Annotated in this window: 19 protein-coding genes, 5 tRNA genes and 1 pseudogene; 16 read left to right on the plus strand and 9 right to left on the minus strand. The window is 44.6% G+C overall.

The genetic code is table 11. The annotated features are described in order from the left end of the window. Nucleotides 1–242 (plus strand): annotated as a pseudogene (locus Q0101_RS00170) (IS1595 family transposase); the annotation flags it as partial. A gap of 157 nt (nt 243–399) precedes the next feature. Here Q0101_RS00170 and Q0101_RS00175 read toward each other — a convergent pair. The 8 genes from Q0101_RS00175 to ribA all read right to left on the minus strand — a co-directional run bounded on the left by Q0101_RS00175 (nt 400) and on the right by ribA (nt 5873). Beyond that, the gene (locus tag Q0101_RS00175; protein ID WP_297941358.1) at nt 400–1188 is read right to left on the minus strand and encodes a hypothetical protein; all 789 of its coding nucleotides are present in this window, start codon (nt 1186–1188) and stop codon (nt 400–402) included. A 34-nt stretch (nt 1189–1222) separates the two neighbouring features. Next, nucleotides 1223–1393, minus strand: coding sequence for a hypothetical protein (locus Q0101_RS00180; protein WP_297941360.1), 171 nt, complete (start codon nt 1391–1393; stop codon nt 1223–1225). 193 nt (nt 1394–1586) lie between these two features. Then, on the minus strand, nt 1587–2009 hold the full coding sequence (lysM, locus tag Q0101_RS00185; protein ID WP_297941361.1) for a peptidoglycan-binding protein LysM: 423 nt from the start codon (nt 2007–2009) through the stop codon (nt 1587–1589). A gap of 199 nt (nt 2010–2208) precedes the next feature. Continuing rightward, nucleotides 2209–3411 (minus strand): chloride channel protein, encoded by a 1203-nt coding sequence (locus Q0101_RS00190; RefSeq protein ID WP_297941362.1) that lies wholly within the window; start codon nt 3409–3411, stop codon nt 2209–2211. Nucleotides 3412–3992: 581 nt separating this feature from the next. Continuing rightward, nucleotides 3993–4535: a hypothetical protein gene (locus tag Q0101_RS00195; RefSeq protein ID WP_297941363.1), complete on the minus strand. Its 543-nt coding sequence runs from the start codon at nt 4533–4535 to the stop codon at nt 3993–3995. Continuing rightward, nucleotides 4532–4738 carry a hypothetical protein gene (locus tag Q0101_RS00200; RefSeq protein WP_177386853.1) on the minus strand — a complete coding sequence of 69 codons (207 nt, stop codon included), beginning with the start codon at nt 4736–4738 and terminating at the stop codon, nt 4532–4534. Before Q0101_RS00200 ends, Q0101_RS00195 begins: the two co-directional genes overlap by 4 nt. Further along, nucleotides 4738–5316 (minus strand): 16S rRNA (guanine(527)-N(7))-methyltransferase RsmG, encoded by a 579-nt coding sequence (gene rsmG, locus Q0101_RS00205; RefSeq protein ID WP_297941364.1) that lies wholly within the window; start codon nt 5314–5316, stop codon nt 4738–4740. The genes Q0101_RS00200 and rsmG overlap by 1 nt, the downstream gene beginning before the upstream one ends. Beyond that, a complete protein-coding gene (gene ribA / locus Q0101_RS00210) occupies nt 5313–5873 on the minus strand; it encodes a GTP cyclohydrolase II (RefSeq protein ID WP_297941366.1) in 561 nt (186 codons plus the stop codon). Before ribA ends, rsmG begins: the two co-directional genes overlap by 4 nt. A gap of 63 nt (nt 5874–5936) precedes the next feature. Between ribA and hemB the strand changes: the two genes are divergently transcribed. From hemB to Q0101_RS00245, 7 genes are read left to right on the plus strand one after another with little or no spacing between them, the layout of a single operon-like run. Beyond that, nucleotides 5937–6911 (plus strand): porphobilinogen synthase, encoded by a 975-nt coding sequence (gene hemB / locus Q0101_RS00215; RefSeq protein WP_297941367.1) that lies wholly within the window; start codon nt 5937–5939, stop codon nt 6909–6911. 2 nt (nt 6912–6913) lie between these two features. Then, nucleotides 6914–7129 carry a hypothetical protein gene (locus tag Q0101_RS00220; protein WP_297941368.1) on the plus strand — a complete coding sequence of 72 codons (216 nt, stop codon included), beginning with the start codon at nt 6914–6916 and terminating at the stop codon, nt 7127–7129. 9 nt (nt 7130–7138) lie between these two features. Then, nucleotides 7139–7531, plus strand: coding sequence for a type II toxin-antitoxin system death-on-curing family toxin (locus Q0101_RS00225; protein ID WP_297941369.1), 393 nt, complete (start codon nt 7139–7141; stop codon nt 7529–7531). Then, nucleotides 7528–8451: an ornithine carbamoyltransferase gene (gene argF / locus Q0101_RS00230; protein ID WP_297941370.1), complete on the plus strand. Its 924-nt coding sequence runs from the start codon at nt 7528–7530 to the stop codon at nt 8449–8451. The genes Q0101_RS00225 and argF overlap by 4 nt, the downstream gene beginning before the upstream one ends. Before the next feature lie 14 nt (nt 8452–8465). After that, complete coding sequence (locus tag Q0101_RS00235) at nt 8466–8948, plus strand: DUF2603 domain-containing protein (protein ID WP_297941372.1); 483 nt, start codon at nt 8466–8468, stop codon at nt 8946–8948. Then, nucleotides 8941–10305 (plus strand): oxygen-independent coproporphyrinogen III oxidase, encoded by a 1365-nt coding sequence (gene hemN / locus Q0101_RS00240; protein ID WP_297941373.1) that lies wholly within the window; start codon nt 8941–8943, stop codon nt 10303–10305. Before Q0101_RS00235 ends, hemN begins: the two co-directional genes overlap by 8 nt. 11 nt (nt 10306–10316) lie before the next feature. Beyond that, on the plus strand, nt 10317–11621 hold the full coding sequence (locus tag Q0101_RS00245; RefSeq protein WP_297941374.1) for a (Fe-S)-binding protein: 1305 nt from the start codon (nt 10317–10319) through the stop codon (nt 11619–11621). Between the two features lie 618 nt (nt 11622–12239). On the opposite strand, the gene Q0101_RS00250 is transcribed toward Q0101_RS00245, so the two are convergent. Continuing rightward, nucleotides 12240–12452 carry a hypothetical protein gene (locus Q0101_RS00250; RefSeq protein WP_297882846.1) on the minus strand — a complete coding sequence of 71 codons (213 nt, stop codon included), beginning with the start codon at nt 12450–12452 and terminating at the stop codon, nt 12240–12242. A 126-nt stretch (nt 12453–12578) separates the two neighbouring features. On the opposite strand from Q0101_RS00250, the gene Q0101_RS00255 reads away from it, so the two are divergent. The 8 genes from Q0101_RS00255 to secE all read left to right on the plus strand — a co-directional run. Continuing rightward, nucleotides 12579–12654 (plus strand) — tRNA-Thr (locus tag Q0101_RS00255). A 36-nt stretch (nt 12655–12690) separates the two neighbouring features. Beyond that, nucleotides 12691–12775, plus strand: a tRNA-Tyr gene (locus tag Q0101_RS00260). A gap of 12 nt (nt 12776–12787) precedes the next feature. Then, nucleotides 12788–12864: transfer RNA gene (locus Q0101_RS00265), tRNA-Gly, on the plus strand. Between the two features lie 113 nt (nt 12865–12977). Then, a tRNA-Thr gene (locus Q0101_RS00270) sits at nt 12978–13052 on the plus strand. A gap of 56 nt (nt 13053–13108) precedes the next feature. Beyond that, nucleotides 13109–14308 carry an elongation factor Tu gene (gene tuf, locus Q0101_RS00275; protein ID WP_040304280.1) on the plus strand — a complete coding sequence of 400 codons (1200 nt, stop codon included), beginning with the start codon at nt 13109–13111 and terminating at the stop codon, nt 14306–14308. Between the two features lie 55 nt (nt 14309–14363). Beyond that, on the plus strand, nt 14364–14537 hold the full coding sequence (gene rpmG, locus Q0101_RS00280; protein ID WP_005872634.1) for a 50S ribosomal protein L33: 174 nt from the start codon (nt 14364–14366) through the stop codon (nt 14535–14537). 9 nt (nt 14538–14546) lie between these two features. Continuing rightward, nucleotides 14547–14622: transfer RNA gene (locus Q0101_RS00285), tRNA-Trp, on the plus strand. A gap of 12 nt (nt 14623–14634) precedes the next feature. After that, nucleotides 14635–14766: preprotein translocase subunit SecE (secE, locus tag Q0101_RS00290; protein ID WP_297941375.1), on the plus strand; the 132-nt coding region annotated here is incomplete at its 3' end.

Here is a 14766-nt window from a genome sequence, read left to right on the forward strand (position 1 = left end):
ATTACGGAGCCAAAGAGCACTACAGGGTGAAGCACTCTAAAAATGAATTTGCTAACGGTAAAAATCATATAAACGGCATAGAAAACTTCTGGGGTTAAGCTAAATTTAAAGGTATTAAGAAAGAGAATTTCTTGCTTCATCTTAAAGAGTGCGAATTTAGATATAATAACAGTAAAGATACGAAGGAGCTCTATCATATTTTACTAAAGATGATAAGAGAGAATCCGCTTAAGTTCTGTTGAGCCTTTTTTAAACTCTAATTTTAAGTTATTTTAAAAAATTCCATAGCAGTCTTTTTTATACCACAGCTTGTTAATCCTATATACCTCGCCAAGCTAGCTCTACATATGTTTTTAGCGCCTCAAACTTTCTCATTTTTTATCCTTTATCAAAAGATTGTTATTTGCTTAAATTTTTATTTATATCTATATTAAAGACCGTAAAAATATAATCTCTTACCTTATTGTAATTTTCTTCATTGAAAGAAAATATATGTATAGAATAAAGTCCTTGATTCTTCCACCTATAATCAGACCAGTGTGTTTCTTCTATATATTCAAGATTTATTTGAAATTTTGGAAATATTTTCCAAAAATTTTTAAAACTTTTATTTTCATGTCTATAAATTATCAAAAAAACTATAATTTCTAAAAATTCCACAAACAATAATATAAATATTAAAAGCAATACACCTATTAAAGATATGCCAAAAGTTCCTTTAATAAAGCTAATTATGAAAAAACTAACTAAAAATATCTTACCAAAAGTAGCTGAAATTATCATATCTAAAAACCAAACTGCCTTAAAAGCTGTTTTGTTGTTAAATATTATATCTTCACTGCTAGTTTCTTTAAAATTTTGATCATAATATGCAACTTTTGAATTATAAAAATAGGTATATTTTTTCTTTGAATTTATAATATTAAAACAATCAAATATCAAAAATACAACTATTGCAAAGCCAAATTTTATTATCGTTCGTTTTATGTCATCAAAATCTAAAATACCACTTTCAAAATCGTCTAAGTAACTAATGCAAAATCCAGAAGCAGTAATCCAAAATATTAAAATAATCAAATAATGTAAAATCAAAGCAAAACCAGAATAATCCCGCAAAACTAGTGGCTCTTTGTCGTAGTCCCTAGTCTCTTTTTTCCTTAGCGCAGCACCGGCTTTAAATTTATCCAAATCGAGCTCTTTATAAATAGAATTTCAAAGTATTTTATATGTTTTCAAATAGGATGACGGCGCGCAAGTGCGGCGGATAATCTACTATCAGCCGTCGTACGGCTCGCCAAACTGCGTCACGACTTAAAATCAAAACCCGTCTTACAAAAGCAAATCCGCGGCTCGTAAGTCCGCAGTCTGCAAAATCCATAACTCGCAAAATCATGCCACGCCATCGGCTCATAAAATCGCAGTTTGAAAACCGCACTGTATAGTCAGCTAAAAAATCACGCTCCGCAAAAAATCGCGCTGCGCCGCGGGCTGATAAAATCGCGACTCGCGTAAACGCAGCGCAATACGCGCAAAAGTAAAATCCGCGGCTTGCAAAATCAAGCTGCAGCATTCAAAAGCGGTAGGCTTTAAATTTTTGGAATTCTGATCTTCTGTCCCGGATAGATGAGGTTCGCGTCCTTGATAACCTCGCGGTTAGCGTCGAAAATAACCTTGTATTTATTCGCGTCACCGTAGAATTTCTTCGCGATTTTAGATAGGTTATCGCCCTTTATGATGGTGTAGTAGTTCTCGGTGCTATCCTCTCTAATGCCCTCGATCTGCACGTTTTTGATGCCTGCGGTGTTGCCCGCGATGAGGGCTGCTTTTTCGAGAGTTTCCTTATCGGCGTTGCCGCTGATTTTGACGGTGTCGCCCTGCACCTCGACTTCTAGCCCCTCTACCGGCGTAGAGCTGAGATTGGCGGCGATCTCGTCTTTTACGGATTTGGCGTCATCGCCTAGACCTAGTAGTTTCTTGCCTGCTTCGGCTACGAATGAAAGTAAACCCATTTTTTCTCCTTTGGTTAAAGTGGTAAAATTTTATCTTAAATTTACCAACGATCAGCTTAGGCGCATATCCTTATGGCTCCGCCCTAGCCCAATGATGCGACCTATGGCGCTCACTCTATGCTGACGGGGCAGGTTCTCAGACCATCATCGCCGCGCCCATCGATTTATGTTTGCAGCGTATGAATTATCAGCGCTGCGACTACGCTAAATTTTTCGTCAGTAAATTTCTAGCAATCACGGCGCATACGATGCTAAAAACGACGACCGAATATGAGTTGATATTTAGCCCGCAAAATCCTGCGCTTAGGGCAAAGGCGCAAAGCGGCGCGTTTAAATTGATCGCTAAAAATGCAGCCCCTCCGCAAACCCCCGCTGCGCTTAGGTTAATAGGCAGAATTTCGCCGATCGCAAATCCAACGCATAGCCCTAAAACTGCGCCCAGCGCGAAACTCGGCGTGAGCGTACCGCCATATCCGCCGCAGCGAAAGATCATCAAAATGCAAAATGCCTTGCAAAGCAAGATCGCAAGCAAATACGGGCTAAAGGATGTGGAGTCGAAAGCAAACTGCGCTGCGGAGCGTCCGTTACCTAAAATTTCTGGTACGTATGCGCCGATCGCCGCGGTAAGCAAGAATGCAAATGGCAGTGTAAGCGCGATTTTAAGGCTTTTTATGCGCAGCTTTTCGCACAAGCGCACCCCGTCTTGGAAATATTTCGCCGCAACCCCCGTGACAAGTCCGATTAGCGCTGCTGCGAGTAAATTCTGTGGGGTAGGGGCGAAGTTCGAAACTGCGTAATAAATTTCTTTTGAAGTTCCGAATTCTGCTGTAGCTGTAGCCACCGCACTAGTGGCAAAGGCGCATAAAATCGCTCGAGTATCAAAGCTTTTAAGCAAAATTTCTAGGCTAAAAAGCGCGCCCGCTAGCGGGACGTTATATGCAGCGCCCAGTCCAGCTCCCGCGCCGCATGCGACAAATAGCCGAAGCTCGTCTCCGCCGATATTTAAGGCGCGGCAAATTTTAGCCGCAAACAAGCCACCTAGCTCGCGCGGAGCAGCCTCGCTGCCTACCGGTGCGCCCATGGCGATGGCTGCGAGCTGTAAAACCGAGTGGATTAAATTTTGCCAAAACGGCGGATTTTGCCCCTCCATCATTGAAGCTACGTTTAAAAAAGGTTTTAGTCTTATTAGCAGAATTCTAATTAAAGTTACGATTGCGCCGGCTGCGAGGACGCTAAGAAAGCGCCTAAGCGCAGTGGTTTGCTCCGTGACAATGTGAAATTCCTCATCATTATGTCCGAAAGCAAAAGTTTCAATTTCGTTGATACCGAAGTTTAAGAGCCCCGCGCAAAGCCCCATTATAACGCCTATCGCAAGGATCGCTAAAAAGAATTTAGTACTCAAAATATGCCTTTTTGAAACGCATAATTATATAAAATTTTAGCTTTAAAAAATCCTTATCATGCGTATAAAAGCAGCTAAAACGCGAGTAAAATTTAAAACAATGGCTAGGAAATTTATATCATCTCTGTGAGTTTCTGTGGGTAAAATTTTGCGCAAAATTCTATGAAGCGTAGGCAGAGGTGGAATCTTATTTACGTTAATCGCGCGAGTAAAATTTACGTAGATTTTATATAGCGCGTAGAAAATTTAATAAAATTTCGTATCGCGCGGGAGGATAAAATTCTATTTGAAATTTCTTGCCGCGAAGGCAGGCGGAATTCTACGTAAAATTTAAATCTATCCGAGCGGGTAAAATTTTAAATTGAGTAAGCGAGAAAATTTCGCAGAGGACGCGTGAAATTTCGCGCAGAATTCTAATTTGCGAAAGAGGGCAAAATTCCGCGTAGAATTCCGATCCGCGTAAGCGGGTGAAATTCGCGTTAAATTCTAAACCGCGAGGCTAAGTAAAATTATGCGCGGAATTTTAATTTGCATGAGTCATAGGAATTTTATACCCGCGAATAAATTCGCTTAGGATTTTGCTATTTTTTCCAGATATCGTCATTTTTACCAGCTGCGGGCGCGCTTAGCTTTTTATCCAGAGCCGAAATTTTATCCGCGAGCTTTTGCGCGCCGCCGAAAATTTCATCTTTTTTCGGAAGCCCGAAGTGAAATTTAGAGCCCACGCTGTCTCCAATGCTTGCAAGTAGCGATTTGGGCGCATTTGCGATCGCGTCTTTAAAGATCGCCGCATCGATACCGAGCTCGGCTAAGTTTTTTAACGCCCGCGCAGAGCCGATAAACATCGCGATCTTGGCGTCGAATAAATAATCGTTTGCCAGCTTTTGCGCGGCCGCGGCGGATTTTTTATCCACGATGATGAAGCGCGCGCCTGCGCCGTTTGCGAGTAAAATTTCATTTACATCATTCGTAATAACGCTAAATTTTTTCTGCGCCTTTTGCGCCGCGGCGATGAGCCTGTCGTTAAATTTAAATAGCAGATTGTCGTATTTGAAAACTTCATCGCCGTTTTTGATGAGATACAGCGGCTCGTAGGGTACGAGCGCGTGGCCTAGGATGATCATTTGCCGCCCCTTAGTTTGGCTTCGCAGGATTTGCAAAGGCGCTTTTTGTCGCGCAGAGCAAGCTCGTCGCTGCTAAAGTACGTCCCGCACTCGTCGCACGCCAAAAGCTCGGTCGCATCATCCTTTTTCTTTATGCGAAATCTAGGTACTATCAAAAAATATATGAGCGCCGCGATGACGGCTATGGCTAGAATTTTTCCCATTATTTCACCCCTTTGATCACTAAAAATTTTCTATTTTTCAAAGCGTTTTCGCCGCTAAAAATTTCACAGCGCGCGCTCGTAAATTCCTTACGGAATTCTGCCGCTTCCGCCTCTGCGCCCGAGCCTTTGTAGAGCAAAAACGTCGTGTTTTGATCGTAAAAGCCGCGGCAAATTTCGATTAAATTCCGCGCGCTCATTAGCGCTCGGGAGCTTATCAGATCGGCGCGTAGCTTTGCGTCGTCTTGCACGCGCTCGGCGTGGATTTTTACGTTAGTTAGAGCGAGGCTAACCTTCGCGTAGGTTAGAAACGCCGCTTTCTTTTGGTTTGGCTCAAACAGATGCCACTCGCACAGCGGTAGCGCGAGCGCCAAAAATATCCCCGGAAAGCCCGCTCCCGAGCCGATGTCGCATCCGATGCGCGGATAGCGCGGTATGAAATTCGCTCCGCTTAGGCTGTCGCGCACCACCGCGTCCAAATCGTCGTAATTCGTGAGGCTATGGACGCGGTTAAATTTTTGCAGGCAGGCTTTAAATTTAGCGACCTGCTCGTTAAAACTCTCGCCCGGCGCAAGCTTCACAGCAGATGCCCCATCTGCTCTTTTTTGACGCGCAGATAGTTTTCGTTAAATTTATTCGGCGTGATGATTATCGGCACGCGCGCGACCACTTCGACCTTTAGATCGTGCAGCTTTTGCGGATTGTTCGTAAGTAGATTTATGCGCGAAATTCCAAAGTGAGCGAGTATGAAATCTACGATCTCGTAGGTGCGCTCGTCCGCTTTGAAGCCTAGCTGATGATTTGCTTCGATCGTATCGAGGCCCTGATCTTGCAGCGCGTAGGCGTTGATTTTATTAAAAAGTCCGATATTGCGCCCCTCTTGACGCAGATAGATCACCATGCCGCCGTGCTCTTCGATATATTTTAGGCTTGCTTCGAGCTGGTCGCGGCAGTCGCACTTTAGGCTGCCGATCGCATCTCCCGTAAGGCACTCCGAGTGGATACGCACATTTACGACGCCCTCCAAAGGCTGCTTAAATATCGCCAAATGCTCTTTCTCGCCTTGCTTGAACGACTGAATGCGGAAACTTCCGAAGCGGGAGGGGAGATTTGCGACCTCTGAAATTTTTATATCCATGCTTAAATTTACTCCGATTGTGATATTATAAATCTTACAATTCTAGCTAAAAAAGGAAAAATAATGTTTAAACGATTTAGACGGCTACGAATAAACCCTGCGCTTAGGGATTTGGTGCGACAAGCCGATCTGCAAACCCGCTTTCTAATCTATCCGCTTTTTGTGGTGGAAGGAAGCGGTATCAAAAAGGAGATCGCCTCGATGCCCGGCGTATTTCAGATGAGCGTGGATGAAATTTTAAAAGAGTGCGAGGCTCTTTTGGCGCTCGGGTTGGATAAAATTTTACTTTTCGGAATTCCTTCGCTAAAGGACAGCATCGGCTCGGACGCGCTAAGCGAGGACGGCATCATCGCGACTTCGCTGCGCGCGATAAAGGCTAAATTTCCAAATTTGCTCGTCATCACCGATCTGTGCTTTTGCGAATACACCGACCACGGGCACTGCGGCATCATCGATCATGTGCATCAGACGGTGGATAACGACGCGACGCTTGAAATTTCGGCGCAGCAGGCGCTCATCCACGCCAAAGCGGGCGCGGATATGATCGCGCCTAGCGGCATGATGGACGGCATTATCGCTACTTTGAGAGAGGCGCTCGATCACGGCGGATTTGAAAATTTGCCGATTATGGCGTATTCGACGAAGTTTGCCAGCGGCTACTACGGGCCGTTTCGCGACGTGGCGGAGAGCGCGCCAAGTTTTGGCGACCGCAGCAGCTACCAGATGGATCCCGCAAATAGATTTGAGGCGATCAACGAAAGCCTGCAAGACGAGGCGCAGGGAGCGGATATCTTGATGATAAAGCCCGCGCTTGCGTATCTGGATCTAATCAGAGATCTGCGGGAGCGCACGCTACTACCGATTTGCGCGTATAACGTAAGCGGCGAATACGCGCTTTTGCAGGCGGGTAAAAAAGCGGGCGTGATCGACTATGAGCGCGTGATGATGGAGACAATGATAGGCATAAGGCGCGCGGGTGCTGATATGATCATCACCTATCACGCCAAAGAGATCGCGGAAATTTTAAACAGGGGCTAGCGATGAATAAAATAGCACTAGAGATTAAAAGTAATGAAATGCAAGCCGTCTTGGACGCCGTAATGAAGCTAGCAAAAAAGATGAAATTTGAAGCTAAAATTTTACCCGAAAATAGGGATGAGTATATAGAAAATTTTGACGAACTTTCGAGCGCCGTTATTGCGAAACTGGATAAGCCGAGCAATAGGGCCGTTTTTGAGCGATTAAAGGATAAATGAAAAAGACAAATGAAATATTTAACGCTGCATCAGGCTATTTTTATCCACGATAAAATGCTAGAAAAAATAGGCGGAAGCAAAGGTTATAATAAAACTTCGCTTGGCTATTTATCTTCCGCGTTGCGGAATATAAAAAACGATCTGTATTATCCTACTATGTCGGATAAACTCGTGCATTTGACGCATTCGTGCATAAAATTTCATCCTTTCACCGACGGCAATAAAAGGACGACGATTTTGCTAGCCGATATGTTTTTATCGGTGAATTCTATAGTTTTGGACGACGAGGAATTTTATGCGGCGATGGAAGACGTAGTCGTAAAGGTGGCTACGGGCGATATGACGAAAGGTGATTTAAAAGAATTTTTTAGTAAATTTATAAAAGATAAAGGAGCGATATGAGGCACTTTCTTACGTTAAACGATTTTAGCAAAGACGAGATAATCGAAATTTTAAATTTAGCCTTTAAGATTAAAAAAGAAGCCAAAGCGCGAAATTTTAAGCCGTATTTGAAAGATCAAAAATTGGCGATGATATTTGAAAAAAGCTCGACCAGGACGCGCGTGAGCTTCGATGTAGGGATGAACGAGCTTGGCGGACACGCGCTGTTTTTGAGCAGTCGCGACATCCAGCTCGGGCGAGGCGAGCCGATCAAAGACACTGCGCGCGTGATTTCGCGAATGTGCGATCTGATTATGGCGCGCGTAAATCGCCACGAGACGCTCATAGAGCTTGCGGAATTTAGCCGCGTGCCGGTGATGAACGGGCTAAGCGATAAATTTCATCCCGTGCAGCTAATGGCGGATCTAATGACGATCGTGGAGTGCGGTATTGAAGCTCCAAAGATAAAAGCCGCGTACGTGGGCGACGGTAACAATATGGCGCACTCGTGGCTGATGCTTGCCAGCAAGCTTGGCTTTGAGCTGCGAATAGCGACGCCCGTGGGCTATGAGCCTGATCCACAGATACTAGCGCAGGCGCAAGAAAATGCTAAAATTTCAGGCGCCAAAATTTTAATAACGAACGATATAAAAGAAGCCGTAGCGGGCGCAAACGTCGTGACGACCGATACTTGGGTATCGATGGGGCAAGAAGGCGAAAAGGAGCAAAGAATTCGCGATTTCGCAGGCTTTTGCGTGGATGAAAGCTTAATGGCTCTGGCTGAAAAAAACGCGATCTTTTTGCACTGCCTGCCGGCGTATCGCGGATACGAGGTGAGCGAGGCCGTGTTTGAAGCGCACGCGGATGAAATTTTTGCAGAGGCGGAAAATCGCCTGCATGCGCAAAAGGGCGTTATGGTCTGGCTGGATCAAAGAAGGTAAATTTAGGAGAAAGCATGGAAGAAAAAGATAAAGCGCTAAAAAAGATCGACAAAGCGAGCGAATTTTTCGGGCTGGATAGCTCGAAAAGGACGGTTTTTGAAATTTCGCAGGGCGAGGACAACGAGAAAAAACTCACTTTAAAAAGTGGCTCGTGGAGCGACGAGGAGCCGTGGTTCGGCATCGACGAAAATAACGAAGTGCACACGATGATCTCGATAAAATCGCTTGCAAATCTCATCGCCGCGACCAAAAACGCGATGCAGGAAAATTTTAATCTCAAGCTTGAGCGCTCGATCTTGCAGCATACGCCGGTGGATTTCGGCGACGCGTGGATCGTGTGCATGGACGAGATCAGAAGGCTAACGGGCGCAAATCCGAATGCAAAAAGATTAAGCTTAGACGTCGATGCCGTCGTCTCACGCGTAAAAAGCCTGCATCCGAACCTTTTCATCGACATCGAAGAGCTTATCAAAACCAAGGCGGGCGGCCGTGAATAGCATAGACTTCGACGCTTACGCGAAATTTTCGCGCCCAGGACCCCGCTACACGAGCTATCCGACCGCTTTGGAATTTAGCGAAAATTTTAGCTACGACGGGTATCTGAACGAGCTGAAAAATCAGAAAAGCTCCACGCCGTTGTCGCTTTACTTTCACATGCCGTTTTGCCGCTCCGCCTGTTATTTTTGCGGCTGCAACGTAATCTACACGGGCAAGCGCGACAAGATGGATCGGTATTTGGACTATATCGAGCGCGAAATGCAAATTTTAAGCGGCGTCGTGGATGGCTCGCGCCAAGTCGTGCAGATGCACTTCGGCGGCGGCACGCCTACATATTTTAGCGCCGAACAGCTCGCTCGCCACATAAAAAATATCAAAAAATATTTTAAAAGCTTTAGCTCTGAAGCCGAGATCAGCTGTGAGATCGATCCGCGGTTTTTAAACGCCGAGCAGCTTGACGTGCTCGTTTCAAACGGCTTTAACCGCATCAGCTACGGCGTGCAGGACTTCGATCCGCAGGTGCAAAAGGAGATCCACCGCATCCAGCCTTTCGAGCTTACGAGGGACGTCATAGCCATGGCGCGCGAGAGGGGGATAAAATCGATAAATATGGATCTCATTTACGGCCTTCCGTATCAGAGCCTAGCTAGCTTTAGGCGCACGCTGGAGCTTGCGCTTTCACTTGATCCGGACCGCTTTGCGATCTTTAACTATGCGCACGTGCCGTGGATCAAAAAATCTATGCGTAAATTTGACGAGACGACCCTACCGGAGCCTAAAGTGAAGCTTGAAATTTTAAAATTTACGCACGATTTTTTGAGCGCGAACGGATATGAGATGATCGGCATGGATCACTACTCAAAGCCCGCCGATGAGCTTCATACTGCACTTAAAAACGGCTCGCTACACCGAAATTTCCAGGGCTATACGACCAAGGGCGGCGCCGATCTGATCGGTATCGGGCTAACCAGCATCGGCGAGGGCGCGCGCCACTACGCGCAAAATTTCAAAGATATGGACGCTTACGAGGCCGCGATAGATGCGGGCAGGCTGCCATATTGCAGGGGCGTTTTGCTAAATGAAGAGGATCTGCTGCGCAAAGAGGTGATTATGGGGCTGATGAGTAATTTTTGCGTCGATATAGAGGCGATCGAGGAAAAATTTAAGATAAAATTTTTCGAGCACTTTGATGCGAGCTTAAAGCAGCTTGAGGCGCTAAAGGATTTCGTGCAAGTCTCGCCGAATAGAATTTCCGTAACGCCCACCGGCACGCTTTTGATCCGTAATATCGCGATGTGCTTTGATGAGTATATGGGTAAAAATTTGGGCGAGAAGCGCTTTTCTAAAACCGTTTAAGCGGCGCGGCTATGAGTAAGGCAAAGCTTGGAGCGTTCGATTTTGCGGCACTTAGCGAGCGTTGCGTAAAATGTGGTAAATGTATCCAAGTCTGCACGATTCATGGCATTAACGGCGATGAAGTAACGAGCCCGCGCGGATTTGTGGATCTTTTGGGCGCTTACGGCAGGAATGAACTAAAGCTTGATAAAAACGCTAAGAAAATTTTTGAGAGCTGCTTTTTATGCACCAGCTGCGTAGATATTTGCGGCGAGTCTTTGCCCATAGATACGGCAATCGAGAATGTTCGCGCGCGCATTGCGGAAAAATTTGGCATCGCGTGGTACAAAAAAGCTGCGTTTTGGCTGCTCGGGCACCGCAAAGCGCTGGATCTAGCAGCAGCGCTTGGATACGTGTTTCTTGGCTGTGGCTTTAAGATGCGAAAAGATACGCAAAGCTCTATGTCGCCTAGATTTGGCTTACCACTACTTAAAAAAGAGCGCTTGTTGCCTGCTCCTGCGAAAAAGAGCTTTATGAACTCGCACGCAGAATTTATCGACAACGGCGGCGAAAAAACTATTGGAATTTTTATCGGCTGTATGGCAAACTACGCCTACACGGGCGTAGGAGAGGCGATTTTACGTATCGCACGAGCGCTAAAGCTAAACGTAAATTTGATGAAGGAACAAGCCTGTTGCGGCGCTCCTGCGTATTTTACGGGAGATTTTGCAGCGGTTGAACGCGCGGCAAAATTTAATATAGCATATTTCGAAAAAGTCATGCCTGCTCTTGATGCGATTATCGTGCCCGAGGCTACGTGCTCTGCAATGCTGCGGGTGGATTACGCGAATTTTTTTGAAAATGAGCCGCAATGGAAAGCCCGTGCGCAAAAGCTTGCGAGTAAAATTTTTATGGCGAGCGAATACTTTTATAAATTTACAAACTTAAGTGATCTTTTGATGCGCCGCGGCAAAAGGGCTTTAGCGATTACCTATCACGATCCGTGCCATGCCCGCAAAATGCAGGGTATTTGGAAAGAGCCGCGCGGCTTGCTCGCTCAAAACTACGAAATAACCGAGATGGATGAACTTAATAAATGCTGCGGATTTGGCGGTGTGACGATGCAGACCGAGCGTTACGAGCTCGCGCGTGAAGCAGGATTAGCTAAGGCGCGCGCAATGGCGGATCTGCCTGTGCGCGTAGTCTCTGCTGAGTGCAGTGCGTGCAGGATGCAGCTAAATAATTCGCTTTCTTTAAGTGGCTCGCAGATGAGGTGCATAAATCCGTTGGAGCTCATCGCTGAAGCGCTTATGGGCGAGGAAAATTCCAATGGATAAATTTTGCGTTTTAGAAGCTCCTGCATTTCGTTAGCTTTTTACTCAATTCAAATCCTGGGGTAAAATTCTGTGCTTTTGAAATTTTGGTTTTTAAAAATTATGATTAAATTTTATCGTTAGCTTGCAGAGGTTATGGTCTACACTTTTAAGCTTTCGGATATATTAAGCCTGGGGCAGCGCTCGGTGCGAGCTCATAGGTTTTGCTCTGCGGCGGGGTTGATTAATATGATTTTAAATACTAAAATTTTGTAGTTTAGAATTTTAGCTGAGGGATTTGCGCAAAATTTTAAGAAGTTGAATTGTAAGATGGATTTTGGCAGAATTTTAATTTTACGTGGCATTATTTGAAGTTCTATGGAATTTGCGGCTAATGGCTGGAATTTTGATTTATTGATTTGCGCGGATTTGCTTGGCGCAGCAGGCTTAAAGCGCGAATTTTAAATTTCGTAAAATTTAAGAATTAGTTACGTATGAGCTTCTTCTACTTCGCGGTTTTGGCGTTGGGGCAAAATTTCTTTTAAAAATGCCAAAGTGCACTATAAAATATATTCATAATTTTTAGCACGAGATATTTAGCAAAAAGGCTAAGCTAGCGAGATCATGGATTTAAATTTAATTTTATTCTTGCTCTTTTGCGTCATCTTCAGAGTCCAGCTTTGCTTCTTCGATCAAAAGCCTGTTGGCTTCGGTAGCCTTTTTTATCTCGCTTAAGTTTTCTTCTATCTTATTTAGGCGCTTTTCAAGGGTATTTAGACGCTTTTCAGAGCGGGAGATAAAATAATAAATCAAATAAATCATAAAAACTATTATGATCCAAGGTACAATTTTCATATAAAATTCCTTAAAATTTAAAATTGCGCGCATTATAGCAGAAATTTTATGAAATTTTAAAATAGGCTGTTTTAGCCTTGACAATTGGGGATTTTTCGGTTATAATTGCCACTTCAATTTCAAAATGCTGGTGTAGCTCAGCTGGTAGAGCTACTGCCTTGTAAGCAGTGGGTCGGCGGTTCGATCCCGTCCACCAGCTCCATTTTTTGTAACAGTGTTTGACCAGATTTCATCAAAGGGTGAGATACTCAAGTGGCCAACGAGGGCAGACTGTAAATCTGCTGGCTTTGCCTTCCGTGGTTCGAATCCACGTCTCACCACCATGAATTTTTGATGCGGGATTAGCTCAGTTGGCTAGAGCATCAGCCTTCCAAGCTGAGGGTCGCGGGTTCGAGCCCCGTTTCCCGCTCCACCATTTAGGTTTACTGGGAGCTGTAAAACTTAACTGCTTTTATATGCTTACATAATCTAAATTTTGGTCGCATTGTTGGGTATTGGTAGCGATTTCTCTTTGCCTGAGTTTAGGCTCATATGGCTCAGAGGTAGAGCACTTCCTTGGTAAGGAAGAGGTCGCGGGTTCAAGTCCCGCTATGAGCTCCATAAAATAGAGTCGCTTAGTTTGTTGTGTAATCCACAAATCAATAACGGAGGATATGATGGCTAAAGAAAAATTTAATCGTAACAAGCCACACGTAAACATTGGTACCATCGGTCACGTTGACCATGGTAAGACTACTTTGACAGCTGCTATTTCTGCTGTTCTTTCCAGGAAGGGTCTAGCCGAGCTAAAAGACTACGACAATATCGATAACGCTCCAGAGGAAAAAGAGCGCGGTATTACTATCGCTACGTCTCACATCGAATATGAGACCGAGAAACGTCACTATGCTCACGTTGACTGCCCTGGTCACGCCGACTACGTAAAAAATATGATTACCGGCGCGGCTCAGATGGACGGCGCTATTTTAGTTGTTTCCGCTGCAGACGGTCCTATGCCTCAAACTCGCGAGCACATCTTGCTTTCTCGCCAAGTAGGCGTTCCTTATATCGTAGTTTTCCTAAACAAAACCGATATGGTCGATGATCCGGATCTTTTAGAGCTAGTCGAAGAAGAAGTTAGAGATCTTTTAAAAGAGTATAAATTCCCTGGCGACGAGACCCCAATCATTAAGGGCTCTGCTCTTAAGGCTCTTGAGGAAGCTAAAGCCGGACAAGACGGCGAATGGTCTGCAAAGATTATGGAGCTTATGGATGCGGTTGATAGCTATATTCCAACCCCTGTTCGCGATACTGATAAAGATTTCCTTCTTCCGATCGAAGATATTTTTTCGATTTCCGGTCGCGGCACCGTTGTAACCGGTAGAATCGAAAAAGGCATCGTTAAAGTTGGCGATACTATCGAGATCGTAGGTATTAAACCTACTCAAACCACTACCGTCACTGGCGTTGAGATGTTTAGAAAAGAGATGGATCAAGGTGAAGCTGGCGATAACGTAGGTGTTTTATTGCGCGGCACCAAGAAAGAGGAAGTAGAGCGCGGTATGGTTCTATGCAAACCAAAATCGATCACTCCTCATACTAAATTTGAGGGCGAGGTTTATATTCTAACTAAAGAAGAAGGCGGACGCCATACTCCATTCTTTAATAATTATAGACCGCAGTTTTACGTTCGTACTACAGATGTTACCGGTTCGATTACTCTTCCTGAGGGAACCGAGATGGTAATGCCTGGCGACAACGTTAAAATTACCGTTGAGCTAATTGCTCCGATTGCTCTTGAGCAAGGTACTCGCTTCGCGATTCGCGAAGGCGGTCATACAGTAGGCTCAGGCGTCGTTTCGAAAATCATCGCTTAATTTTTTGCAAGCGGAATTTTAAAATTCCGCTTGCTTTTTTATTCAAGGAAACCAAATGGCAAAGAATTCAAGTAGAGTAAAGGTCGGATTAAAATGCTCCGAAAGTGGCGATATTAACTATACTACTTATAAAAATAGCAAAACTACGACCGAAAAACTAGAACTTAAAAAATATTGCCCTAGATTAAAAAAGCACACGCTTCATAAAGAAGTAAAGTTAAAAGGCTAATTGTTTTATAGGGCAATAGCTCCAACGGTAGAGCGCCGGATTCCAAATCCGATGGTTGGGGGTTCGAATCCCTCTTGCCCTGCCACGAGGATTGGGTATGGAAAAAGTAAAAGAGTATTATAAACAAGCAAAAGTAGAGTTAGATAAGGTAATTTTTCCGACTAAAGATCAGACTAAAACAGCATATATCTCTGTAGTAGTCGTAGTCGTAGTTATCGCACTGTTTTTA

Origin of the sequence: uncultured Campylobacter sp. (genome assembly GCF_937921625.1) — a bacterium.
In the GTDB taxonomy this organism is placed as follows: Bacteria; Campylobacterota; Campylobacteria; order Campylobacterales; family Campylobacteraceae; genus Campylobacter_B.

Bases quoted from the DNA above. Each gene is read 5' to 3' on its own strand.
- Q0101_RS00180 (WP_297941360.1), bottom strand. From the start codon at position 1,393: ATGATTTTGCGAGTTATGGATTTTGCAGACTGCGGACTTACGAGCCGC.
- lysM (WP_297941361.1), bottom strand. From the start codon at position 2,009: ATGGGTTTACTTTCATTCGTAGCCGAAGCAGGCAAGAAACTACTAGGT.
- Q0101_RS00195 (WP_297941363.1), bottom strand. From the start codon at position 4,535: ATGATCATCCTAGGCCACGCGCTCGTACCCTACGAGCCGCTGTATCTC.
- Q0101_RS00200 (WP_177386853.1), bottom strand. From the start codon at position 4,738: ATGGGAAAAATTCTAGCCATAGCCGTCATCGCGGCGCTCATATATTTT.
- ribA (WP_297941366.1), bottom strand. From the start codon at position 5,873: ATGGATATAAAAATTTCAGAGGTCGCAAATCTCCCCTCCCGCTTCGGA.
- hemB (WP_297941367.1), top strand. From the start codon at position 5,937: ATGTTTAAACGATTTAGACGGCTACGAATAAACCCTGCGCTTAGGGAT.
- Q0101_RS00220 (WP_297941368.1), top strand. From the start codon at position 6,914: ATGAATAAAATAGCACTAGAGATTAAAAGTAATGAAATGCAAGCCGTC.
- Q0101_RS00225 (WP_297941369.1), top strand. From the start codon at position 7,139: ATGAAATATTTAACGCTGCATCAGGCTATTTTTATCCACGATAAAATG.
- argF (WP_297941370.1), top strand. From the start codon at position 7,528: ATGAGGCACTTTCTTACGTTAAACGATTTTAGCAAAGACGAGATAATC.
- Q0101_RS00235 (WP_297941372.1), top strand. From the start codon at position 8,466: ATGGAAGAAAAAGATAAAGCGCTAAAAAAGATCGACAAAGCGAGCGAA.
- Q0101_RS00245 (WP_297941374.1), top strand. From the start codon at position 10,317: ATGAGTAAGGCAAAGCTTGGAGCGTTCGATTTTGCGGCACTTAGCGAG.
- Q0101_RS00250 (WP_297882846.1), bottom strand. From the start codon at position 12,452: ATGAAAATTGTACCTTGGATCATAATAGTTTTTATGATTTATTTGATT.
- tuf (WP_040304280.1), top strand. From the start codon at position 13,109: ATGGCTAAAGAAAAATTTAATCGTAACAAGCCACACGTAAACATTGGT.
- rpmG (WP_005872634.1), top strand. From the start codon at position 14,364: ATGGCAAAGAATTCAAGTAGAGTAAAGGTCGGATTAAAATGCTCCGAA.